Annotated in this window: 20 protein-coding genes, 1 tRNA gene and 2 pseudogenes; 2 read left to right on the forward strand and 21 right to left on the reverse strand. The window is 72.5% G+C overall.

The window, feature by feature from the left end; genetic code table 11:
* Positions 1 to 347: 347 nt before the first annotated feature.
* The 13 genes and pseudogenes from ACN28C_RS01695 to ACN28C_RS01755 all read right to left on the reverse strand — a co-directional run bounded on the left by ACN28C_RS01695 (position 348) and on the right by ACN28C_RS01755 (position 11,094).
* Positions 348 to 1,151 (reverse strand): peptidase, encoded by an 804-nt coding sequence (locus tag ACN28C_RS01695; RefSeq protein ID WP_422771861.1) that lies wholly within the window; start codon positions 1,149 to 1,151, stop codon positions 348 to 350.
* Entirely contained in the window at positions 1,151 to 2,509 is a 1,359-nt protein-coding gene (locus tag ACN28C_RS01700) for a VWA domain-containing protein (protein ID WP_422774929.1), read from the reverse strand. The genes ACN28C_RS01695 and ACN28C_RS01700 overlap by 1 nt, the downstream gene beginning before the upstream one ends.
* Positions 2,510 to 2,621: 112 nt before the next feature.
* The gene (locus tag ACN28C_RS01705; RefSeq protein WP_422771862.1) at positions 2,622 to 3,911 is read right to left on the reverse strand and encodes a sulfate adenylyltransferase subunit 1; all 1,290 of its coding nucleotides are present in this window, start codon (positions 3,909 to 3,911) and stop codon (positions 2,622 to 2,624) included.
* On the reverse strand, positions 3,911 to 4,822 hold the full coding sequence (gene cysD / locus ACN28C_RS01710) for a sulfate adenylyltransferase subunit CysD (protein WP_422771863.1): 912 nt from the start codon (positions 4,820 to 4,822) through the stop codon (positions 3,911 to 3,913). The genes ACN28C_RS01705 and cysD overlap by 1 nt, the downstream gene beginning before the upstream one ends.
* Positions 4,823 to 4,897: 75 nt before the next feature.
* Positions 4,898 to 5,248 (reverse strand): annotated as a pseudogene (locus tag ACN28C_RS01715) (inositol monophosphatase family protein); the annotation flags it as partial.
* Positions 5,249 to 5,362: 114 nt separating this feature from the next.
* Positions 5,363 to 5,851: pseudogene (locus ACN28C_RS01720) on the reverse strand (inositol monophosphatase family protein); the annotation flags it as partial.
* Positions 5,851 to 6,027 carry a hypothetical protein gene (locus ACN28C_RS01725; protein ID WP_422771864.1) on the reverse strand — a complete coding sequence of 59 codons (177 nt, stop codon included), beginning with the start codon at positions 6,025 to 6,027 and terminating at the stop codon, positions 5,851 to 5,853. The gene ACN28C_RS01725 and the pseudogene ACN28C_RS01720, both read right to left, overlap by 1 nt.
* A gap of 178 nt (positions 6,028 to 6,205) precedes the next feature.
* On the reverse strand, positions 6,206 to 6,796 hold the full coding sequence (gene pth / locus ACN28C_RS01730) for an aminoacyl-tRNA hydrolase (RefSeq protein WP_422771865.1): 591 nt from the start codon (positions 6,794 to 6,796) through the stop codon (positions 6,206 to 6,208).
* Positions 6,797 to 6,933: 137 nt separating this feature from the next.
* A complete protein-coding gene (locus ACN28C_RS01735; protein WP_422771866.1) occupies positions 6,934 to 7,623 on the reverse strand; it encodes a 50S ribosomal protein L25/general stress protein Ctc in 690 nt (229 codons plus the stop codon).
* A 311-nt stretch (positions 7,624 to 7,934) separates the two neighbouring features.
* Complete coding sequence (locus ACN28C_RS01740; RefSeq protein ID WP_422771867.1) at positions 7,935 to 8,915, reverse strand: ribose-phosphate diphosphokinase; 981 nt, start codon at positions 8,913 to 8,915, stop codon at positions 7,935 to 7,937.
* A 51-nt stretch (positions 8,916 to 8,966) separates the two neighbouring features.
* Positions 8,967 to 10,535 (reverse strand): bifunctional UDP-N-acetylglucosamine diphosphorylase/glucosamine-1-phosphate N-acetyltransferase GlmU, encoded by a 1,569-nt coding sequence (glmU, locus tag ACN28C_RS01745; RefSeq protein ID WP_422771868.1) that lies wholly within the window; start codon positions 10,533 to 10,535, stop codon positions 8,967 to 8,969.
* A gap of 73 nt (positions 10,536 to 10,608) precedes the next feature.
* Positions 10,609 to 10,679, reverse strand: a tRNA-Gln gene (locus ACN28C_RS01750).
* Positions 10,680 to 10,860: 181 nt separating this feature from the next.
* Positions 10,861 to 11,094 carry a hypothetical protein gene (locus ACN28C_RS01755; RefSeq protein WP_422771869.1) on the reverse strand — a complete coding sequence of 78 codons (234 nt, stop codon included), beginning with the start codon at positions 11,092 to 11,094 and terminating at the stop codon, positions 10,861 to 10,863.
* 150 nt (positions 11,095 to 11,244) lie between these two features.
* Between ACN28C_RS01755 and ACN28C_RS01760 the strand changes: the two genes are divergently transcribed.
* Positions 11,245 to 12,216, forward strand: coding sequence for an acyl-CoA desaturase (locus tag ACN28C_RS01760; RefSeq protein WP_422771870.1), 972 nt, complete (start codon positions 11,245 to 11,247; stop codon positions 12,214 to 12,216).
* A 228-nt stretch (positions 12,217 to 12,444) separates the two neighbouring features.
* The gene (locus ACN28C_RS01765; protein ID WP_422774930.1) at positions 12,445 to 13,047 is read left to right on the forward strand and encodes a TetR/AcrR family transcriptional regulator; all 603 of its coding nucleotides are present in this window, start codon (positions 12,445 to 12,447) and stop codon (positions 13,045 to 13,047) included.
* Between the two features lie 38 nt (positions 13,048 to 13,085).
* Here the strand turns inward: ACN28C_RS01765 and ACN28C_RS01770 are convergent, their stop codons facing one another.
* The 8 genes from ACN28C_RS01770 to ACN28C_RS01805 form a co-directional block, all read right to left on the reverse strand.
* Positions 13,086 to 13,559, reverse strand: coding sequence for a DUF4383 domain-containing protein (locus ACN28C_RS01770; protein WP_422771871.1), 474 nt, complete (start codon positions 13,557 to 13,559; stop codon positions 13,086 to 13,088).
* A gap of 110 nt (positions 13,560 to 13,669) precedes the next feature.
* Positions 13,670 to 14,125 carry a DUF4383 domain-containing protein gene (locus tag ACN28C_RS01775; RefSeq protein ID WP_422771872.1) on the reverse strand — a complete coding sequence of 152 codons (456 nt, stop codon included), beginning with the start codon at positions 14,123 to 14,125 and terminating at the stop codon, positions 13,670 to 13,672.
* 130 nt (positions 14,126 to 14,255) lie between these two features.
* A complete protein-coding gene (locus ACN28C_RS01780; RefSeq protein ID WP_422771873.1) occupies positions 14,256 to 16,118 on the reverse strand; it encodes an ABC-F family ATP-binding cassette domain-containing protein in 1,863 nt (620 codons plus the stop codon).
* A 23-nt stretch (positions 16,119 to 16,141) separates the two neighbouring features.
* Entirely contained in the window at positions 16,142 to 17,098 is a 957-nt protein-coding gene (locus ACN28C_RS01785) for a 4-(cytidine 5'-diphospho)-2-C-methyl-D-erythritol kinase (protein WP_422771874.1), read from the reverse strand.
* A complete protein-coding gene (locus ACN28C_RS01790; protein ID WP_422771875.1) occupies positions 17,095 to 17,235 on the reverse strand; it encodes a hypothetical protein in 141 nt (46 codons plus the stop codon). The genes ACN28C_RS01785 and ACN28C_RS01790 overlap by 4 nt, the downstream gene beginning before the upstream one ends.
* Before the next feature lie 32 nt (positions 17,236 to 17,267).
* A complete protein-coding gene (gene rsmA / locus ACN28C_RS01795; RefSeq protein WP_422771876.1) occupies positions 17,268 to 18,143 on the reverse strand; it encodes a 16S rRNA (adenine(1518)-N(6)/adenine(1519)-N(6))-dimethyltransferase RsmA in 876 nt (291 codons plus the stop codon).
* A gap of 215 nt (positions 18,144 to 18,358) precedes the next feature.
* A complete protein-coding gene (locus ACN28C_RS01800) occupies positions 18,359 to 19,312 on the reverse strand; it encodes an ABC transporter ATP-binding protein (protein ID WP_422774931.1) in 954 nt (317 codons plus the stop codon).
* Positions 19,313 to 19,532: 220 nt separating this feature from the next.
* Positions 19,533 to 20,648, reverse strand: coding sequence for an ABC transporter ATP-binding protein (locus ACN28C_RS01805; protein ID WP_422771877.1), 1,116 nt, complete (start codon positions 20,646 to 20,648; stop codon positions 19,533 to 19,535).
* Positions 20,649 to 20,707: the final 59 nt, after the last annotated feature.

The following is a 20,707-nucleotide window of genomic DNA, read 5'->3' on the forward strand; positions in this document are numbered from 1 at the left end:
GCCTCCCTGTTCCGTCCACGCCGGTGTCACGTCCGCGCCGGTGTCACGTCCGCGCCGGTGTCACGTCCGCGCCGCCGTGCCCGCCCCGCGCGGGTCGGCGGCAGGCATCCCAGCGTAGTTAACCCGCGACAACCCGCGCGCTCAGGTTATCGGCGGACAACGTCCGGTGGCCGGCCCGGGTGGCGAGCTTTTCGACCGAGCGCCGGGCGTACGTTACGGCGGCAACGGCCCGGAACCCCTTCCCAACCGGGTAGGGGTCCCGGGCCGCTCAGCGACAGCCCCAGGTCAGCGGCGCCACGTCAGCGGCGGCGCCAGGTCAGCGACAGCCCCAGGTCAGCGGCGCCACGTCAGCGGCGGCGCCAGGTCAGCGAGAAGCCGAAGACTCCGGCGACCGCCGCCAGCACCCCACCGATCGACGTCCACAGCCACCGCATGGACAGCGCGGGCACCCAGTCGAAGATGCCGCCGTCGTCGGCGGCGGCTGCCCGACCGGGCGGCGCATCCGACCCGTCCGTCGAGGTCAGCACCGCGCCGGGTCGGGCCGGCGGAGCCAGCGGCGCCCGCAGCTCGCCGTCGTCGGCGCTCGAGCCACCGTCCGTGGTGCCGATCAGCAGGTCGACCTCGACCGGCAGACCGAGGTCCGCCTCCGGCAGCTCGACGACCGACAGCTTGGCGTAGTACGTCCCGGGGAGCGGATCACCGGACCACGGCTCCGCCCACGACCGTACCCGGCGCAGCACGCAGCCGAGGCGTACCTCGGTGGCGTCCCGGGCGGCCGTCGGCGTCTGCGCTCCTGCCGTGCACGCCTGCCGGCGCCGCAGCCCGTCGAAGACCTCGATGCTCCAGGTCGACGGGCCGGACCGTTTCGCACCGGCCGGGAAGCGGAGTGTCGCCGCGATCTCCGTCACGTCGCCGGCCTCACCCGGGAACGACCAGTAGAGGTAGTCGCCGGTCGAGGCGTCGAGGCGTACCGGCTGGCCGGCGGTGACCGGCGCGGCGGTGAGGAACGACGTGCCGGCCCGATCCAGGGCTGCTGCCCCGGGTGACGGGGTGGGGGCGGCCAGCGCGGTTGCCGGAGACAGCACTCCGGCCAGAACGGCCGGCACCGCCAGGGCTGCCGCGACGGCGGCGGGTCGAATCCGGGTACGCATCAGTTCGTCCTCCAGGTCGCGATCCACCACCGGGTCAACCAGCCCGCCAGTACGCCGGTGAGCAGACCGGCCACGGTCAGCACGCCCAGCAGCAACCAGCCCCGGCCGAGCCCTGGCGCGGCGGGCGGGTCCGAGGCGTCCACCACGTCCACGACCAGCTCGAACGGCAGGCCCGGCTGCCCGTCCTGCCGATCGACCGGGGCGAACGAGTTGCTGATCACCAGACAGACCTCGGTGGGCCGCCCGTCGTCACCCGCTGCGGCGCTCGGCGACGCCTCCGGATCGCCCGACGACGTTCCGCCCGACGACGTTCCGCCCGACGACGTTCCGCCCGACGACGTTCCGCCCGACGACGTTTCGCCCGACGACGCCTCCGGTTCGCTCGCCGACCAGCGCAGTCCTGCGGAGAGTACGTCGGTGCGCCCGCTGCCCGCGTCCGTACCCCGGACGAGTTCCCGCCCGTCGACGGCGGTGGCCCGCAGCAGCACCCCGTAGTCGGGGTGGACCGGGCGGTCCGGCGCGACGCTGACCGCCGCCCGCAGTTCCTGCCCCTCGGCCACCGGCACCCGGTACCACCGGTGCTCGGCGGACTTCTGTCGGTCGGTGTAGACGCCGGGCCCGAGCAGCGGCGCACCGGCGCACTCGCGGGCGCCGGCGACCGGCGTCGGTGCGGGAGCGTTCAGGTCCTCGGCCCGTCGCACCAGTTGCTTGATCCGGTCGGTGAGTTGCTCGGGCGTCTGCGCGGCGGCGTACGTTCCGCCGGTCGCGCCGGCGATGCAGAGCAGCTGGCGGCGGACCTTCTCGTCGGGGGCGAGTCCGAGGGTGTCGACCACCAGCCTGGTCCCCTGGGCCGCCAGCTCCCGGGCGACGTCACAGGGGTCCGGCGGGGCGCAGGTGTCCTCGCCATCGGTGATCAGCACGATCCGCCGGTTGCCGCCGTCGGTGCCGAGGTCCTCGGCGGCCCGGCGCAGCGCGAGACCGATCGGCGTGTGTCCGGTGGGCCGCAGCGTGGCGATCGCCTCCTTGGCGACCGCCCGGTCAACCGGCCCCACGGGTACGAGCTGCTGGGTGTCCCGGCAGGCCACCTTCTCGTCCTTGCCCTTGTATGTCGCGCCGAGTACCCGGATGCCGAGCAGCGTGTTGTCCGGCAGCGCGTCGACCACCTCGTTGAACGCCTGCTGGGCAACCGAGATCCGGCTCCGGCCGCCGATGTCGGCGGCCCGCATCGAGCCGCTGACGTCGAGCACCAGCTCGACGCGGGGCGGTTCGGCGGCGGCCTCGGGTTCGGGCTCGTCGGCGAAGGCAGGCAAGGTCGTGAAGGGACAGAGGACAGTGGCCAGTCCTATCAGGACTGACAGGGATCGTGTTCCGTTGAGCACCGGGACATCCTAGTGATCAACAGATGTCCCTGAATCCCGCTCCCCTCGCCCCTGTCGCCGGTCCTCCGGCCCGGCCCGCCACCGCAGACCGTCAGCCGGTCTCGACGATCATGCCGGCGGCGACGGTGCGGTTGGTGGCCTCGTCAATCAGGATGAAGCCGCCGGTGGTGCGGTTGCGCCGGTACTCGTCGGCGAGCAGTGGCACGGTGGTCCGCAGCCGTACCCGGCCGATCTCGTTGAGCCTCAGCTCGGCGGCGGCCTCGTCCCGGTGCAGGGTGTTGACGTCGAGCCGGTAGTGCAGCCCCCGGACCACCGTCCGCGCCGTCCGGGTGGTGTGCTTGACCGTGTATTTACCGCCGACGCGCAGCGGTCGGGTCTCGTCCATCCAGCAGAGCATCGCCTCGATGTCCTGGGCCACGGTCGGCGCGTTGTGCGGCCGGCAGATCAGATCCCCGCGCGAGATGTCGATCTCGTCGGCCAGCCGCACGGTCACCGACATCGGCGGGAACGCCTGCTCGACCGGCCCGTCCGCGGTCTCGATCGCGGCGATCCGGCTGGTGAACCCCGACGGCAGCACCATCACCTCGTCGCCCGGCTTCAACACCCCCGACGCCACCTGGCCGGCGTACCCCCGGTAGTCCGTCACGGTGGTCGACTGCGGCCGGATCACGTACTGCACCGGGAACCGCACATCCACCAGGTTCCGGTCCGAGGCGATGTGCACGTGCTCGAGGTGGTGCAGCAGCGACGGCCCCTCGTACCACGGCATCTTCTCCGACCTGGCCGCGATGTTGTCACCGTGCAACGCCGAGATCGGGATGACCGACAGGTCCGGCGCCTCGAGCTTTGCCGCGAACGCGGTGAACTCGTCGGCGATCCGCTCGAACACCTCCTGCGACCAGTCGACCAGATCCATCTTGTTGACGCAGAGCACCAGGTGCGGCACCCGCAGCAGGGAGGTCAGGAACGCGTGCCGCCGCGACTGCTCGACCAGGCCCTTACGCGCATCCACCAGGATCAACGCCAGATCCGCCGTCGACGCACCCGTCACCATGTTCCGGGTGTACTGGATGTGCCCCGGCGTGTCCGCGATGATGAACTTCCGGCGCGGCGTCGCGAAATACCGGTACGCCACGTCGATCGTGATGCCCTGCTCCCGCTCGGCCCGCAACCCGTCGGTGAGCAGCGCCAGGTTCGTGTATTCGTCACCCCGGGCAGCGCTGACCGCCTCCACCGCCGCCAACTGATCGGTGAACAACGACTTCGTGTCATACAACAACCGGCCGATCAGCGTCGACTTACCGTCGTCGACGCTACCGGCCGTGGCGAACCGCAGCAGATCCATCGCCCGGGACTCCACCGGCACCACCGAGGCCGTCATCAGAAGTACCCCTCCCGCTTACGATCCTCCATCGCCGCCTCGCTGACCCGGTCGTCACCCCGGGTGGCACCCCGCTCCGTCACCCGGGTCGCCGCGATCTCCTCGATCACCAGCTCCACCGAGTCCGCCGCCGAGCGCACCGCCGCCGTGCACGAGGCGTCCCCGACCGTGCGGTACCGCACCCGCTCCACGAACGGCGTCTCGCCGTCCCTCGGCCGGATGAACTCGTTGACCGCGTAGAGCATGCCGTCCCGCTCGATCACTTCCCGGTCGTGCGCGTAGTAGATCGACGGCAGCTCGATCCGCTCGCGGGCGATGTAGTGCCACACGTCCAGCTCGGTCCAGTTCGACAACGGGAACACCCGGATCGACTCTCCGGCATGGTGCCGACCGTTGTAGAGCGACCACAGCTCCGGGCGCTGGTTCTTCGGATCCCACTGCCCGAACTCGTCCCGGAAGCTGAACACCCGCTCCTTCGCCCGCGCCTTCTCCTCATCCCGCCGCGCCCCACCGAACAACGCGTCGAACCGGTATTTCTCCACCGCGTCGAGCAGCACCGGCGTCTGGATCCGGTTGCGCATGCCGTCGGCCGGCTCCTGCACCAGCCCCGACTCCAGCGCCTCCGGCACGCTCGCCACCACCAGGTGCAGCCCCATCCGTGCCACTCGCTGATCGCGGTAGTCCAGCACCTCGGGGAAGTTGTGCCCGGTGTCGACGTGCATCACCGGGAACGGGATGCGGGCCGGCGCGAACGCCTTCTCGGCCAGCCGCAGCATCACGATCGAGTCCTTGCCACCGGAGAAGAGCAGCACCGGCCGCTCCAGCTCGGCCACCACCTCGCGGAACACGAAGATGCTCTCGGCTTCCAACTCGTCGAGATGCGACACCCGGTAGGTCGCCGGCTGACTCATGCCGTCACCATCCGCTGGTGCTGCTCGCCCATGGGATTCCAGACCCTTCCGGTCGGTTAAGTCTCCAGGCCTCGCCTAGGGTACCCGGAGATGGCGTTGCAGCGCTGCCAGCAACCGGGGGGCGAGATCCTTCCGGCACACCACGAGATCCGGCAACCGGGGATCGGCCTGGTTGTATTTCAGCGCGGATCCGTCGATTCGGGAAGCGAAAAGCCCGGTGGCCGTCGCCACAGCGACCGGAGCGGCCGAGTCCCACTCGTACTGGCCACCCGCGTGCACGTACCCGTCGACCTCGCCGCCGATCACGGCCGCGATCTTCGCCCCGGCCGAGCCCATCGGCATCAGCTCGGCGCCGAGCTCGGCGGCCAGGTCCGTGAGGAAGACCGGCGGCCTGCTCCGGCTCGCCGCCAGCCGGATCCGCCGGCCGATGCCGTCCTGGCCGTCCGCCCCGCTCCCGCCGCTCCCGCCGCTCCCGCCGGTTCCGCCGCTCCCGCCGGTTCCGCCGCTCCCGCCGCTTCCGCCGCTCCCGCCGCTTCCGCCGCTCCCGTCGGTCGCCGCCGCCAGCGACATCGGCGGATACGCCGGCGGCTGGTCCGTGGCGAGCACCCGGTGCTGGGCCGGGAGCGCGACCGCACCGGCGGCCAGCCCGTGCGGGGTGCCGGCCCGGCGGGCCCAGAGCCCCACGTGCACCGCCCAGTCCGCCCGGCCCTCCTCGGAGAACTCCCGGGTGCCGTCCAGCGGGTCGACGATCCAGACCCGCTCGGCGGTGAGCCGCGGCGCCACCTCCGGCTCGGCTCCGGCGGCCCAGGCCAGCCGGGCGCCCTCGTCCTCCTCCGAGAGCACCGCGTCGGCCGGGCGCCACCGGGCCAGCTCCGTGCGGAGGAGTTCGTGCGAGACCTTGTCGCCGGCCGCCTTCAGCGCCCCTGGGTCCGAATGCCCCATCTCGGCGCGCAGCTCCAGCAGCGCCTGGCCGGCCCGGCCGGCCAGCCAGCGGGCGAACTCACCGTCGATCACCGGTGGCGCGGCCATCAGCGCACCCCCGGAATGCCGGCCTCGCCGCTGACCCGAAAGCCGCCGCTGACCCGAAAGCCGCCGCTGACCCGAAAGCCGCCGGTCACCTGAAAGCCGCCGCTGACCTGAAATCCGCCGGTCACCTGAAAGTCGCCGGTCGCCGGCCCGTCGCCGGTCGCCAGAAATGAGATCATTCCACTCAGCCTCCTCACCCGAGGCGAAAAGACTACCGGTCGGGATGCGGCGGACCGGAGGACCGGCCCCCGCCACACCGTGTTGGGCGATTCGCCAGCGCCATGCGACCCGCCGCGGGAGCGCACCGCCGGACCGCGCGCCCCCGCCGCACCGGCCCCGCGGTCCGTCCGTCGCCGCTCAGCTTCCGTGGTACGCGTTCTGCGCCCACTCCAGGCCACGGGTCACGACCGCCTCCGCCACGTCGGCGGCCCGGTCCACCAGGAACTCCAGCTCCTTGCGCTCCACGGTCGAAAAATCCGAGAGTACGAAGTCGGCCGGATCCTGCCGGCCCGGTGGCCGCCCGATCCCGAACCGCACCCGCAGATAGTCCTTCGTCCCCAGCGACTTCGACATCGAGCGCAGCCCGTTGTGGCCGCCCTCGCCGCCGCCGCGCTTGCACCGGAGCTGCCCGTACGGGAGGTCCAGCTCGTCGTGCACCGCGACCACCTGCTCGACCGGCACCTTGTAGAACTGGGCCAGGGCCGCCACCGGGCCACCCGAGAGATTCATGTAGGTCATCGGTTTGGCCACCACCAGCTTGGGGCCGCCGAGTCCGAGCCGCCCCTCGGCGACCTCGGCGACCGCCCGGCGGTGCCGGCCGAACCTGGCACCGACCCGCTCGGCGAGCAGGTCGGCGACCATGAAGCCGACGTTGTGCCGGTGCCGGGCGTACTCCCGGCCGGGGTTACCGAGCCCGACCAGCAGCCACGGACCATGCTCCTCCGCCACGTCGCTCCCCCAGTTCCTGTGCTGCTCCCCGACCCGCTGTCACCGCCGCTGTCCGGCAGCCACACCCTGCCACCAGTACGGAAACAGGCGCCCCCGACCTCCGGGAGCGCCTGTCAGACGATGCTCGTCGCCGCCGCTCAGGCCTGCGCGGAAGCCTGCGCCGGAGCGCCCTCGTTCTCGCCCCGGGCCTCGGCGGCCTCGGCGCCGGGGCCCTCGGCACCGGCTTCCTCCTCCGCCTCCTCGGTCGGCTCCTCGCCGGCCTCGGCGGCCATCTGCTCCGCGGTCGGTGCCTGGCTGATGAGCGCCAGGAGCTGCTCCGGGTCGCCGGCCAGTTCCACACCCTGCGGCAGCCGGACATCCCCGGCGGTCACCTGGGCACCGACCTCGAGTCCTTCGATCGACACCTCGAAGCCCTCCGGCAGGCGGGTGGCGTCAGCGGTCACCGAGAGGGTGTTCTGCTCGTGCACGACCAGGGTGTTCCGGGCCGGCTCGCCGGTGAGGTGCACCGGCACGTCGACGGTGACCTTCTCGCCCCGGCGGACCAGCAGCAGGTCGATGTGCTCCAGCGTGTCCTTGATCGGGTCACGCTGGATGGCCTTCGGCAGCGCGAGCGCCTGCGTGCCGTCGCTGATCTCGATCGCGAACAACTGGTTGGCGCCGCCGTGCCGGATGGCGGCGGCGAACTCACGCGCGGGTAGCGCGATGTGCTTGGGCTTTTCGCCGTGGCCGTACAGCACGGCGGGTACCTTGCCGGCCCGACGGGTACGACGGGCACCACCCTTGCCGAACTCGGTGCGGGGCTCGGCGCTGATCTTTACCTCGGACACGGGAAGACTCCTGATACGGTCATCACTGCGGCGCTACGTCGGCTGGCGGTTGGCGGTGCTAGGGCGAGGGGCTCGCTGGGGGCCTCTTCTGCGTGGCCACTGCCCGGAGCACCGCGTCGATGACGGTGCATCCGTGCGGCGCTTGCTTTCAGCGGCCCGCAGGGCACCCTCGCCGTGGCAACCGCACCAGTCTACCCGAGCCCCGATACGGGTTTGCGCCGGTCCCCGCCTGCCCGGAGGGCACCATTCGCGATCCGCCAATTCCACCTGTGGACCGCCGGCCCCAATCCCATGGACGAGGCGCGGAACCGTCAGCTCAGTCCGCCGAAGAGGGTGGTCACCGATCCGTCGTCGAAGACCTCGCGGATCGCCCGGGCCAGCAGCGGCGCGATGGAGAGCACGGTGAGCTTGTCCAGCTGCTTCTCCGGCGGCAGCGGCAGGGTGTTGGTCACCACCACCTCGCTGATCCGGCTGTTCTTCAGCCGTTCGGTCGCCGGGTCGGAGAGCAGGGCGTGGGTCGAGGCCACCAGCACGTCCGCGGCCTTCGCCTCGTGCAGGATCTCGGCCGCCTTGCAGATGGTGCCGCCCGTGTCGATCATGTCGTCGACGATCAGGCAGACCCGTCCCTCGACGTCCCCGACCACCCGGTTCGCCACCACCTGGTTGGGCTTGGAGGGGTCCCGGGTCTTGTGGATGAAGGCCAGCGGGCAGCCGCCGAGCCGGTCGGTCCAGCGCTCGGCGACGCGTACCCGGCCCGAGTCCGGCGCGACCACCGTCATCGGGCGGCCGGCGTACTTACGCTGGACGTACTCGGCCAGGATGTCCATCGCGAAGAGGTGGTCGACCGGCCCGTCGAAGAAGCCCTGGATCTGCGCGGTGTGCAGGTCGACGGTGAGGATCCGGTTGGCGCCGGCCGTGCGGAGCAGGTCCGCCACCAGCCGGGCCGAGATCGGCTCCCGGCCGCGGTGCTTCTTGTCCTGCCGGGAGTACGGGTAGAACGGCAGCACCACGGTGATCCGCTTGGCCGAGCCGCGCTTCAGGGCGTCGACCATGATCAGGGTCTCCATGACCCACTTGTTCACACCGTGCGTGACGGACTGCACCACGAAGGCGTCCGAACCACGCACCGACTCCTTGAAGCGTACGAAGATCTCGCCGTTGGCGAACTCGTACGCGTCCGACGGTGTCGGCGCCACCCCGAGCACCTCACCGATCTCCGTTGCCAACTCCGGGAATCCCCGTCCGGAGAAGAGCATCAGGCTCTTGCGATTTTCGGCGACGATGCTGCCCATCGGCTCGTCTGCTCCCGTTTGTCGGTGGGTCATCCGGCGTTGGGCCAGAGACTATTCGGTTGCAGTATCTCCCGAGGCCGGACGACCTTCACCCGCTACGGGCCCCCGGTGGATTGCCTCACCTTCGCTTGCGCCCGGCGCCCCCCGTCCGGCACGTTCCGCCGCCCCCGCCGCCCCCGCCGCTCCCGCACCGTCGGTCGCTCCGGCCCGCTCGGCGGCTGCCGCCGACTTGGTGCCGGCCCGGCGGCGCAGCACCCAGCCCTCCACGTTCCGCTGCTGTGCCCGGGTCACCCCGAGTGCCCCCGGCGGAACGTCCTTGGTGATCGCGCTACCCGCCGCGACGTACGCCCCCGCGCCCACCTCCACCGGGGCGACCAGGCTCGTGTCGCAGCCGACGAACGCCGCCTCACCGACCGTGGTGTGGCTCTTGCGCACCCCGTCGTAGTTGACGAAGAGCGTCCCGGCGCCGATGTTGGCCCGTGCCCCGATCGTGGCGTCACCGACGTACGTCAGGTGGGGCACCTTCGCCCCCTCGCCGATCTCCGACTTCTTCACCTCGACGAAGGTGCCCACCTTCGCCTTCTCCCGCAGCGTCGCCTCCGGCCGCAGGTACGCGTACGGCCCGACGCTCGCCCCCGGGCCGACGTTCGCACCGACGGCGTGCGTGCGCAGCACCGTGGCGCCGGCCCCGACGGTGGTGTCGATCAGGGTGGTGTCCGGGCCGACCATGGCCGCCGGGCCGACGGTGGTCGCCCCGCAGAGCTGGGTGTTCTGGTCGACGATCGCGTCCCGGCCCAGGGTGACCGTGACGTCGATCCAGGTCGTCGCCGGATCCAGGATGGTCACCCCGGTCCGCATCCAGTCCTCGTTGACCCGGTCCCGCAGCAGCCGGCGCAGCGCCGCCAGCTCGACCCGGTCGTTGCAGCCCAGCGTCTCGGTGGCGTCCGCCGCCACGTGCACCGCCACCGTCTCGCCGGTCGCGGCGAACTGGCCGAACACGTCGGTGAGGTATTCCTCGCCCTGGTCGTTGTCGGTGGAGAGCTTGCCCAGCGCGTCCCGCAGCAGCCCCGCGTCGAAGGCGTAGATCCCGGCGTTGATCTCCCGGATCGCCCGCTGGGCGGGGGTGGCGTCACGCTCCTCGACGATCTGCTCCAGCCCACCGTCGGCGCCCCGGACGATCCGGCCCAGGCCGGTCGGGTCGGCCACCTCGGCGGCGAGCACCGTCGCCGCCGCGCCGGCCGCCTCGTGGGCGGTGACCAGCTCGGTGACGGTCTCCGCTCGCAGCAGCGGCACGTCCCCGTTGAGCACCACGACGGTGCCGGTGGCGTCCGGCGCACTCTCCAGGGCGATCCGGACCGCGTGGCCGGTGCCGTGCTGCTCCGCCTGGAGCACCGGCTCGGCATAGCCGGCGACCTCGCCGAGGTGCGCGGTGACCTGGTCGGCACCGTGGCCCACCACCACCAGCGTGCGGTCCGCCGCCACCGGCTCTGCCGCCGCGAGCACGTGGCCCAGCAGGGTACGGCCGAGGATCGGGTGGAGCACCTTGGGTAGCGCCGACTTCATCCGCTTGCCCTCACCGGCGGCAAGGACGACGACGGTACGGAGGCGGGGCTGAGACACGAGAATGCTCCCGTCAGAACGGCCGGCAGTATGCGGCCTCATGCTAACCAGGCACCTACGGCCATGGGCGAAGCTCCCGGGAGAGGATTCGAACCCCTACAATCAGGACCAAAACCTGACGTCCTGCCATTAGACGACCCGGGATGGGCTAAAGGGGACAAAGTCCCCACCGGTCGGAGAGCATCTACACCCTACCGCCCCGCTCCCAGATCCTCATCCGTCATCCCCCCGCATGATCCCTTCGATCTTCCAGTACAGCCGGCTGGATCCGGCAACCTCGACGACCAGGCAGTCGCGGCAGACGACCAGGCAGTCCCGGCACTCGTCACCGACGTTTTGGCGTTCGTCGCAGGGCGCTGCCCGTCCCGCACAACTCGACGGCGCGGGCCCGCAGCTCGTCCTTTGCGTTGGGCCGTTTCGTCCATCCCGGCGGGGGAACATCCCGCAACAACGCGGCCAGCCGGTCCTTACCGACGCCGGGGCGCCGCCGGATCTTCCCGGCGGGCAGCAGCTCCACGGTGCGCGGCCGGCGCGCCTCGGCGGCGAGTGGATCGACCATGACCAGGAGGTTGGGAGCCGTGTACGACAAGGCTCGTCGATCGACTGCCAGCCGATTTTCAGGTTCGCGTCCATGGCAGTCTACGTAGGCGTAGGTTACGGTGACGTAGGCGTAAGTTATCGACCTTTCCCCTACGCTCAGTGAGGTGCCATGTCGTCCGTCCTCCTCGAACCACCGGCCTCCAGCGCCACGAAGGGTCCCAAGCCGCTCACCGACGGCGTCCAGTCGAGGGGCATCCTGATCGCCCTCTGGGCATTCGTCACGATCCCCTTCCTCGCCCTGATCGCGGCCGTGCCGGTGGCCTGGGGCGGCTGGCTGAGCTGGACCGACATCGCGATCGCCGGAGTGTGGTACGTCGTCTCCGGCCTCGGCATCACGGTCGGCTTCCACCGCTACTTCACGCACGGCTCGTTCAAGGCCAAGCGCTGGCTGCGGGTCACCCTGGCGGTCGCGGGCTCCTTCGCCATCCAGGGGAACATCACCCAGTGGGTCGCGGACCACCGGCGGCACCACGCCTTCTCCGACGTCGAGGGCGATCCGCACTCTCCGTGGCGGTTCGGCGCCAGCGTCTGGGGGCTGACCAAGGGGCTGTTCCACGCGCACGTCGGCTGGCTCTTCAACCGGGAACTCTCCAACCGCGAGCGGTTCGCCCCCGACCTGATCGCCGACCGGGACATCAACCGGGTCGACCGGCTCTTCCCGCTGCTGGTGGTCATCTCGATGCTCACCCCGGCGCTCGTCGGCGGCCTGGTCACCTGGTCCTGGCAGGGCGCGCTGACGGCGTTCTTCTGGGCCGGGCTGGTCCGGGTCTCCCTGCTGCACCACATCACCTGGTCGATCAACTCCGTCTGCCACGTCTACGGCGAGCGCCCCTTCGAGGTCCGCGACGGTGACCGGGCCGCCAACTTCTGGCCGCTGGCGATCCTCTCCTTCGGCGAGAGCTGGCACAACCTGCACCACGCCGATCCGACCTGCGCCCGGCACGGGGTACTGCGCGGGCAGGTCGACATCACCGCGCGAGCGATCTGGCTCTTCGAGAAGGTCGGCGCCGCCTACGACGTGCGCTGGCCGAAGCCGGAGCGCGTCGCCGCGAAGCTCCTCAAATCAGCACCGTCGCGGTGACCCGGGACGCGCCCGGGCACCCGCCCACGAGCGTCTGCCTGGCAGGATGGCCAGGTGACCGAGCGCGGCGAGGGCACCACCAGGGACGACACGAACCGGCGCGGCATCGCCGGACGGCGGCGGGATGACGGGGTGACGGACGGCGCGCCTCCCGACCGTGGCGCCGGACGCAGGCAGCTCCAGGCTCCGGCGCCGCCACCGCCGCCCAAGGCCGGTTCCCGGGTACGGATGTCCGCGGCGCAGCGCCGGGAGCAGCTCATCGCCATCGGCCGGCAGGCCTTTGCCGAGCGCGGCTTCGACGCGACCTCGATCGAGGAGGTCGCCGCCCGGGCAAAGGTCTCCAAGCCGGTGATCTACGAGCACTTCGGCGGCAAGGAGGGCCTCTACGCGGTCGTGGTGGACCGGGAGGTACGCGCGCTGCTCGACCGGGTCACCACGGCGCTGACCGCCGGGCATCCCCGGGAGCTGCTGGAGCAGGCGGCGCTGGCCCTGCTCGACTACATCGAGGAGGAGACCGACGGCTTCCGGGTGCTCGTCCGGGAGTCGCCGCTGCTCTCCGCGACCGGCAACTTCAGCAGCGTGATGAACGACGTGGCGCACCAGGTGGAACACATTCTGGGGGCCGAGTTCAAGAGCCGGGGCTACGATCCGAAGCTCGCCGAGCTCTACTCGCAGTCGCTGGTCGGGATGGTGGCGTTGAGCGGCCGCTGGTGGCTGGAGGTACGCAAGCCGCGTAAGGAGACGGTGGCGGCGCACCTGGTGAACCTGGCCTGGAACGGCCTCTCCCACCTGGAGGCCAAGCCGGTCCTGTTGACCCGGCGCGGCCGCTGACGCTCACCCCGAGGGTTCGCCGGGACGGCGGGCCGGTCTCAGCGGCGGGGGAGGCTGCCCGACCCACCCTGCAACTCGCTCTCGATCTCCGGGGGACCGGGCGGGCCGACCTTGTCGTACAAGCCGGTGGCCAGCAGCACCAGGCCGAAGAGCATCGACACGATGACGGTGGAGATCGAGAAGTTGAGGATGTTGGCCTCGGTCTGCAGGACGGTCAGCATGACCAGCGCGACGACCAGGAAGACCACCCCGGCGGTCAGGTTCATCAGGTGACCGAGGTTTCCCCAGTGCACCGCGCCGAAGATCACGATCAGCCCGAACACCACCGAGACCAGCGCGAACGCCATGTTGGTCCGCAGCCCCAGCACCCAGTGGCTGCCACGGCTGAAGAAGTCCTCGCCGGCGGTCTCCACCAGGCCGAAGACCCCGAAGACCACGATGTAGAGGCCAATCAGCCCGGCAAGCACCCGGTAGACCGGCCTGGCCGGGTGGTTGACGGGAATGTGCGCCATTGCCCCTCCTCGACGCCACGAGCGACGTTCCTAGCGGATTGTCACCCGGGACGACGCGGAGCACCCGGTGAACGGGCGGATCGGCACCCCGCCGGCTCAGAGCACCGGGCTCAGAGCACCAGTCGGCCGTCCCGCCAGGCCTTGGCCTCCTCCTCGGAACCGACCTTGCCGTACATCCCGGCCATCAGCAGGGCCACGCCGAGGACCATCAGCACGATGGTGGTGGCGACGGTGAAGTTCAGGTAGTTGGCGTCGGTCTCCAGCACGGCCAGCCCCGCGAGGCCGAGCGCCATCAGGCCGTAGCCGAGCCACTTGTCGACGACGATGTCGACGTTGCGGCCGACCAGGGTGGCGAGCAGGATGACGAGGCCGAGCCCGACGGAGATCACCGAGTTGCCGGGGTTGGTGCCCTGGCCCAGCACCATGGTGTCGTCCTGGGCGAAGAACTCGCCGCCGCCGGCCTCGACGAAGCCGAGGACGCCGAAGGCCACCAGGTAGAGGCCGATCAGCCCGGCGATCATCCGATAGATCGGCCGCGCGGGGTGGTTGACGGGGTTGTGGCCCATGGTCAGCAGTCTCCAACGCCGTTCGGGGTGAGGGTCGCTGGCGATTCTTCCGCATGACCCCGGGGTGACGCCGCACACCCCCGCCCGGCCAGGCCGCCCCGAGCGGCGAGTCCAGGTCCCGGCGTGGTGCTCAGCTCTCGGGGACCTGCTCGGCCAGCGTCAGCCAGGCCTCCTCGGTCTGCTCCCGCTCGGCCCGTACCGCCCGGAGCTGACCGTCGAGCTCGGCCACCCGACCGTAGTCGGTGGCGTGCTCGGCGAGTTGGTCGTGCAACGCCGCCTCGCGCTGCTCCAGCTTGCCGATCTGCCGTTCCAGCCGGGTCAGCTCCTTGCGGGCCGCCCGCAGCTCTCCGCCGGAGAGCGCCCCCTCGGCCCGCTCGGCACCGCCCTCCGCCCCGCCGCCACCCGCCCCGCTCGGCCCGCCGCCACCCGCGGCCGGCCCGGCGCCGTTGCTCCCGGCGGCTGCCGGTGTCGGTGCGCCCGGTGCGCCGGCCCGGGCCAGGTACTCGTCGATGCCGCCCGGCAGGTGCACCAGCCGGCCGTCGCCGAACATCCCGTACACCACGTCGGTGACCCGCTCGACGAGGTAGCGGTCGTGGCTGGCCACGATCAGCGTGCCGGGCCAGGAGTCGAGCAGGTCCTCCAGCGCGGCCAGGGTGTCGGTGTCCAGGTCGTTGGTCGGCTCGTCGAAGAGCAGCACGTTCGGCTCGGCGGCGAGCAGCCGCAACAGTTGCAGCCGACGCCGCTCGCCACCGGAGAGGTCGGTGACCGGAGTCCAGAGCCGCCGGTCGTCGAAGCCGAAGATCTCGGCGAGTTGGGAGGCGTTGACCTCCCGGTCCCCGAGTACGACCCGGCGGGCCACCTCCTCGACCGCCTCCAGCACCCGGAGGTGCCCGGGCAGTTCGGCCAGTTCCTGCGACAGGTACGCCGGCCGCACCGTGGACCCGGTCCGCAGCTGCCCGCCGTCCGGCTCGCGTACCCCGGCGAGCAGTCGCAGCAGGGTCGTCTTGCCGGCACCGTTCGCGCCGACGACCGCGATCCGGTCACCGGGCCCGACCTGCCAGGTCAGCCGGTCGAGGAGCAGCTTCTCCCCGGCGGTCAGGGTGACGTCGGTCAGGTCGTAGACCTGCCTGCCGAGCCGGGCGGTGGCGAGACGTTGCAACGACACGCTGTCCCGGGGCGACGGTACGTCGGCGATCAGCGCGTTCGCGGCGTCGATCCGGAACCTCGGCTTCGAGGTCCGGGCCGGCGGGCCGCGCCGCAACCAGGCGATCTCCTTGCGCAGCAGGTTCTGCCGGCGCGCCTCGGTGGCGGCGGCCACCCGTTCCCGTTCGGCGCGGGCCAACGTCCAGGCGGCGAAGCCGCCCTCGTAGCCGCGTACCGTCCGGTCGGCCACCTCCCAGGTGCTGGTGCAGACGGCGTCGAGGAACCACCGGTCGTGGGTGACCACCACCAGCGCGCCGCGCTTGCCGACCAGGTGCCGCGCCAGCCAGTCCACCCCGGCCACGTCGAGGTGGTTGGTCGGCTCGTCCAGCACCAGCAGGTCGGCGGTGCGGACCAACAGGGCGGCCAGGGCCACCCGGCGCCGCTCGCCGCCGGACATCGGCCCGACCGGCTGGTCCAGCCCGAGGTACGGCATGCCGAGCCCGTCCAGGATCGCCCGTACGCCCGCGTCGCCGGCCCACTCGTGCTCGGCGCCGAACCCCTCGTCGAGCCAGGCGGTGCCGAGCACCACGTCCCGGACCCGGGCCCCGGGATCGAGCACGAGGGTCTGCGGAAGCCAGGCGACCCGCAAATCGCGGCGGTGCGTCACCCGGCCGCTGTCCGGCTCCTCGGTCCTGGTCAGCAGCCGCAGCAGGGTGGACTTGCCGGCGCCGTTGAGCCCGACGACGCCGACCCGGTCCGAGTCGTCGAGCCCGAGGGAGACGTCGGCGAGAAGTTGCCCCGCCGCGCCGTAGCCCTTGGAGACCCGGTCCAGATTGACGATGTTGGCCATGTGCCTACACGGTAGTTCCGGGCTCAGCCGACCCGGGCGCCGGGGACCGGCCCGTGGGCGGTGCGGACCGCCCGGCAGAGCCCAGACGCATCCAGTTCGGCGGCGACCCGCTCGGCGTGCCCGCCGTCGCCGGCCAGGAAGACGCAGGTGGGCCCGGAGCCGGAGACGATCCCGGCGAGTGCCCCGGCCGCCTCGCCCACCTTCAGGGTCTCGGCCAGCGCCGGGCGCATCGAGAGCGCGGCGGCCTGCAGGTCGTTGCCGAGCGCCCGGCCGAGCCGGGCCGGGTCCCGGCCACGCAGCGCGGCGAGCAGCGCGTCGGCGTTGCGCAGCGGCGGCGGGGCGGCGTGTTCGGCACGGAGCCGGTCCAGCTCGCGGTAGGCGGCCGGGGTGGAGAGGCCGCCGTCGGCGATCGCCACCACCCAGTGCCAGGTGACCGGCCGGGCCAGGATCGGGCTGACCGTCTCGCCGTGGCCGGTGCCGAGCGCGGTGCCGCCGTATACCAGGAAGGGGACGTCGGAGCCGAGCCCGGCGGCGATGCCGGCAAGCTCGTCGCGGCCCAGCTCCGTCCCCCAGAGCGCGTCGCAGGCGACCAGCGCGGCGGCGGCGTCGGCGCTGCCGCCGGCGAGGCCGCCGGCGAGCGGGATCTGCTTGCGCAGGTGCAGCCTGGCGTGCGCCGGCACACCGGCGTGCGCGGCCAGCGCCCGGGCCGCCCGGATCACCAGGTTGGTCTCGTCGAGGGCCAGTTCACCGGCGCCCTCGCCCTCCATGGTCAGGGTGAGGGTGTCGCCGCGCCGGGCGGTCAACTCGTCGTGGATCGAGATCGCCTGGTAGACGGTGTTGAGCTCGTGGTAGCCGTCCGGCCGCAGCGGGCCGACCCCGAGATGAAGATTGATCTTCGCCGGGACCCGGACCTTGACCGGGCCGGAGATCCTCGGCCGCGGACGCTCGTCGGAGTCGTCCGGCCGCCATGCCTCGGTCATGCAGCGCTGTCCCGCACCCGCGGCCGGGCCTCGAACGGCATGGCCGGCGTCGGCACGTCGGCCGATCCGGCCATCGGCGCACGGCGGTCGCCGACCAGCCCGCACGGGTACGCCGGATCGACGGGCTCGGCCGTCACGCCGGCCACCTCCTGCCACACACGCCGTCAGCCTACTCGGCGGGTCGGGCGGGCACAGGGGCCGACGCGGCGATCGCGGCGAACTCGGCCACGGTCAGCGACTCGCCCCGGGCACCGGGATCGATCCCGGCCGCGACCAGCGCCGCCGCCGCCCGGTCCGGGCCGCCGGCCCAGCCGGCCAGCGCCGCCCGCAGGGTCTTGCGGCGTTGCGCGAACGCCGCGTCGACCACCACGAAGACCTCTTTCCGGGGTACGTCGTCCCGGGGCGGCTCACGGCGGGTGAAGGCGACCAGCCCGGAGTCGACGTTCGGCACCGGCCAGAAGACGTTCGGCGGCACCCGGCCGGCGGGGCGGGCGTCGGCGTACCAGGCGAGTTTGGCCGACGGGACGCCGTAGGTGCGGGAGCCGGGGCCGGCGACCAGCCGGTCGGCCACCTCCTTCTGCACCATCACCAGCCCTTGCCGCAGGCCGGGCAACTCGGCGAGCAGGTGCAGCACCACGGGCACCGCGACGTTGTAGGGCAGGTTCGCCACCAGCGTGGTCGGGGCCGGGTCACCGAGGTCGGCGGCGGTGATCCGCAGCGCGTCGGCGGGGTGCACGGTCAACCGGGCCCCGCCGTCCGGCCCGGTGTGCCGGTGCACCGTCTCCGGCAGCGCCCCGGCCAGCACCGGGTCGAGTTCGACGGCGTGCACGTGCCCGGCGACCGGCAGCAGCCCGAGGGTGAGCGAGCCGAGCCCCGGCCCGACCTCCAGCACCACGTCGTCAGGGGTGAGTGCGGCGGCGGTGACGATCCGGCGCACGGTGTTGGGGTCATGCACGAAGTTCTGGCCGAGCCTCTTCGTCGGGGTCACGCCCAGCCGAGCGGCGAGTTCCCGGATCTCCGCCGGTCCGAGCAGGTCTGCGGCCACGCCCTCCGAGGGTACGGGTCGGCACACCGCCCCCAACGCCCCGCCCCCAACGCCCGCCCCCCAACGCCCGCCCGCCCCCCAACGCCCGCCCCCAACGCCCGCCCCCGGCGGCCGCCGGGCCGCGAGGGCTTGACCTGTACCTCAGAGGCGTTATCCGAGGACGTTGACGCCTCTGAGGTACAGGTGAGCGGCCCGCCACAGCGGTGGGGCGGGTGCTAGGGCGTACCGGCGAAGTGGCAGGCGGCGACTCGGGCGGTGGTTGTGTCGGTTTCCGGGACGCGCAGCACCGGTTCCTGCACCGTGCAGACGTGCTGGGCGATCGGGCAGCGGGTGTGGAAGCGGCAGCCGGACGGCGGGTCGACCGGGCTCGGCGGGTCACCGGCCAGCACGATCCGCTGCCGACCGCGGTCCCGCGGATGCCGTACCGGCACGGAGCCGAGCAGCGCCCGGGTGTAGGGGTGGGCCGGATCCTGGTAGACGGTGGCGGCCGGGCCGAGTTCGGCGAGCCGACCCAGATACATCACCGCGACCCGGTGCGAGACGTGCCGGACCACGCCGAGGTCGTGCGCGATGAAGACCAGTGCGATACCGAGCCGCTGCTGCAACTCGGCGAGCAGGTTGACCACCTGGGCCTGCACCGAGACGTCGAGGGCGGAGACGGGTTCGTCGCAGACCACCACCCGGGGCTCGGTGGCCAGGGCCCGGGCGATGCCGATCCGCTGCCGCTGCCCGCCGGAGAACTCGTGCGGGAACCGCCGCATCATGTCCGGGGCCAGCCCGACCATCTCCAGCAGCTCGGCGACCCGGTCCCGGCGTACCGCCGCACCCCGGGCCAGCCGGTGCACGTCGAGCGGTTCGGCGACCACGTCCAGGATCGTCATCCGGGGGTTGAGCGAGGTGACCGGGTCCTGGAAGACCATCTGCACCGCGCGGCGCAGTTCCCGGCGGCGGGCACCGCGGGCGGTGCCGACGTCGAGCCCGGCGTAGCGGACCTGGCCGGCGTCGGGGCGTTCCAGCCCGACCAGCAGCCGGGCGAGGGTGGACTTGCCGCAGCCGGACTCGCCGACCACGCCGAGCGTCTCACCGGCCGCGACGGTCAGGTCAACCCCATCCACCGCATGCACCCGGGACCGGCTGCCGAGACTCCGCCCGGCCCGGTAGGACTTCATTAGGCCGGTGGCGACCAGCAAGGGTTCGCCGCCGGAAGCCGCCGGACCACCGCTCGGCGAGGCGGCGGTCACCGGGCCGGTGGTCGAGGGGCCGGCGGAGGCGGAGAGCACCGTCGGCAGGCCCGGTGCGCCGGACCGCTGGCCGGGCGGGCCGGCGTCGGTAATGGGCGGGGTGGACCCGGCCGGGCCGGAGGAGGCTGCGCCGGGCCCGGCCGGGTGCTCAGAGGGTGACATCGACGGCCTCCTCGGCGTGGTGGCAGGCGGCGGTCCGGCCGGGTGCGGCGAGCGACCGCCGCTCCGGGCGTACGCCGACACACTCCTCGGTGGCCCGGTCGCAGCGCGGGTGGAAGGCGCAGCCGCTCGGCAGCGCCAGCAGGTTCGGCGGGCTGCCCGGGATCGGCCGCAGCCGGTCGCCCGGCTGGGCCAGGTCGGGTACGGAGCGCAGCAGCGCCGCCGTGTAGGGGTGGGCCGGCCCGTCGAGTACCTCGGTCACGGTGCCGGTCTCGACGATCCGGCCGGCGTACATCACGGCGACCCGGTCGGCGATCTCGGCGGCCACCCCGAGATCGTGGGTGATCAGCAGGACACCCATCCCGAGTTCGTCCCGGAGCCGGTCGACGAGTTGCAGGATCTGCGCCTGCACGGTGACGTCGAGCGCGGTGGTGGGCTCGTCGGCGATGAGCAGCCGGGGGCCGAGGGCGACCGCCATGGCGATCAGGATCCGCTGCCGCATGCCGCCGGAGAACTGGTGCGGGTAGTCGCGTACCCGGCGGTCGGGGGCCGGGATGCCGACCAGCCGGAGCAGCTCGGCGGCCTCGGCCCGGGCGGCGCGGCGGGAGAGCCCCCGGTGCAGCCGGAAGACCTCGCCGAGCTGGTCGCCGATCGAGAGCACCGGGTTGAGCGCGGAGAGCGCGTCCTGGAAGACCAGCGACATCGTCCGGCCGCGCAGCCTCCGGACCTGCTCCGGCCCGGCGCGGGTCAGGTCGTGCCCGGCGACCACGGTCTGCGCGGAGCGGACCCGCACGCCACCGCCGTCGAGCAGTCCCATCACGGCGCGGGCGGTGACCGACTTGCCGGAGCCGGATTCGCCGAGCAGCACGAGCACCTCACCGGCGGCGATGTCGAGGTCGACGCCGCGTACGGCGGGTACGGTGCCGCGCCGGCCGGTGAACGTGACGTCGAGGCCCCGAACCCGCAAGGCGGCCGGCGCGTCGGCCGAACCCGCCGCATGGGCCGCACCGGCCGCAGCCGGCGGGTCGGCCGCAGCCCGCTGACCGGCTGCCGCCGTCGGGTCGGGGTCGGATGACCGCTGAGAGCTTTCCACCTCGCTCGTCACTACACCTCCCGAATTTCCGTGATGTTTCCCGGCGTAACGATTTCTGGCAAGCCGCCCGT

It is taken from the genome of Plantactinospora sp. WMMC1484, assembly GCF_049315195.1.
GTDB lineage: Bacteria > Actinomycetota > Actinomycetes > Mycobacteriales > Micromonosporaceae > Plantactinospora.

Excerpts from the sequence above, each read along its gene's own strand:
- ACN28C_RS01695 (WP_422771861.1), bottom strand. The coding sequence starts at position 1,151 with ATGCGTACCCGGATTCGACCCGCCGCCGTCGCGGCAGCCCTGGCGGTG.
- ACN28C_RS01740 (WP_422771867.1), bottom strand. The coding sequence starts at position 8,915 with ATGGGCAGCATCGTCGCCGAAAATCGCAAGAGCCTGATGCTCTTCTCC.
- ACN28C_RS01780 (WP_422771873.1), bottom strand. The coding sequence starts at position 16,118 with ATGGCCAACATCGTCAATCTGGACCGGGTCTCCAAGGGCTACGGCGCG.
- ACN28C_RS01770 (WP_422771871.1), bottom strand. The coding sequence starts at position 13,559 with ATGGCGCACATTCCCGTCAACCACCCGGCCAGGCCGGTCTACCGGGTG.
- ACN28C_RS01775 (WP_422771872.1), bottom strand. The coding sequence starts at position 14,125 with ATGGGCCACAACCCCGTCAACCACCCCGCGCGGCCGATCTATCGGATG.
- ACN28C_RS01760 (WP_422771870.1), top strand. The coding sequence starts at position 11,245 with ATGTCGTCCGTCCTCCTCGAACCACCGGCCTCCAGCGCCACGAAGGGT.
- ACN28C_RS01725 (WP_422771864.1), bottom strand. The coding sequence starts at position 6,027 with ATGATCTCATTTCTGGCGACCGGCGACGGGCCGGCGACCGGCGACTTT.
- ACN28C_RS01755 (WP_422771869.1), bottom strand. The coding sequence starts at position 11,094 with ATGGTCGATCCACTCGCCGCCGAGGCGCGCCGGCCGCGCACCGTGGAG.
- ACN28C_RS01800 (WP_422774931.1), bottom strand. The coding sequence starts at position 19,312 with ATGAAGTCCTACCGGGCCGGGCGGAGTCTCGGCAGCCGGTCCCGGGTG.
- cysD (WP_422771863.1), bottom strand. The coding sequence starts at position 4,822 with ATGAGTCAGCCGGCGACCTACCGGGTGTCGCATCTCGACGAGTTGGAA.
- ACN28C_RS01705 (WP_422771862.1), bottom strand. The coding sequence starts at position 3,911 with ATGACGGCCTCGGTGGTGCCGGTGGAGTCCCGGGCGATGGATCTGCTG.
- ACN28C_RS01765 (WP_422774930.1), top strand. The coding sequence starts at position 12,445 with ATGTCCGCGGCGCAGCGCCGGGAGCAGCTCATCGCCATCGGCCGGCAG.
- ACN28C_RS01785 (WP_422771874.1), bottom strand. The coding sequence starts at position 17,098 with ATGACCGAGGCATGGCGGCCGGACGACTCCGACGAGCGTCCGCGGCCG.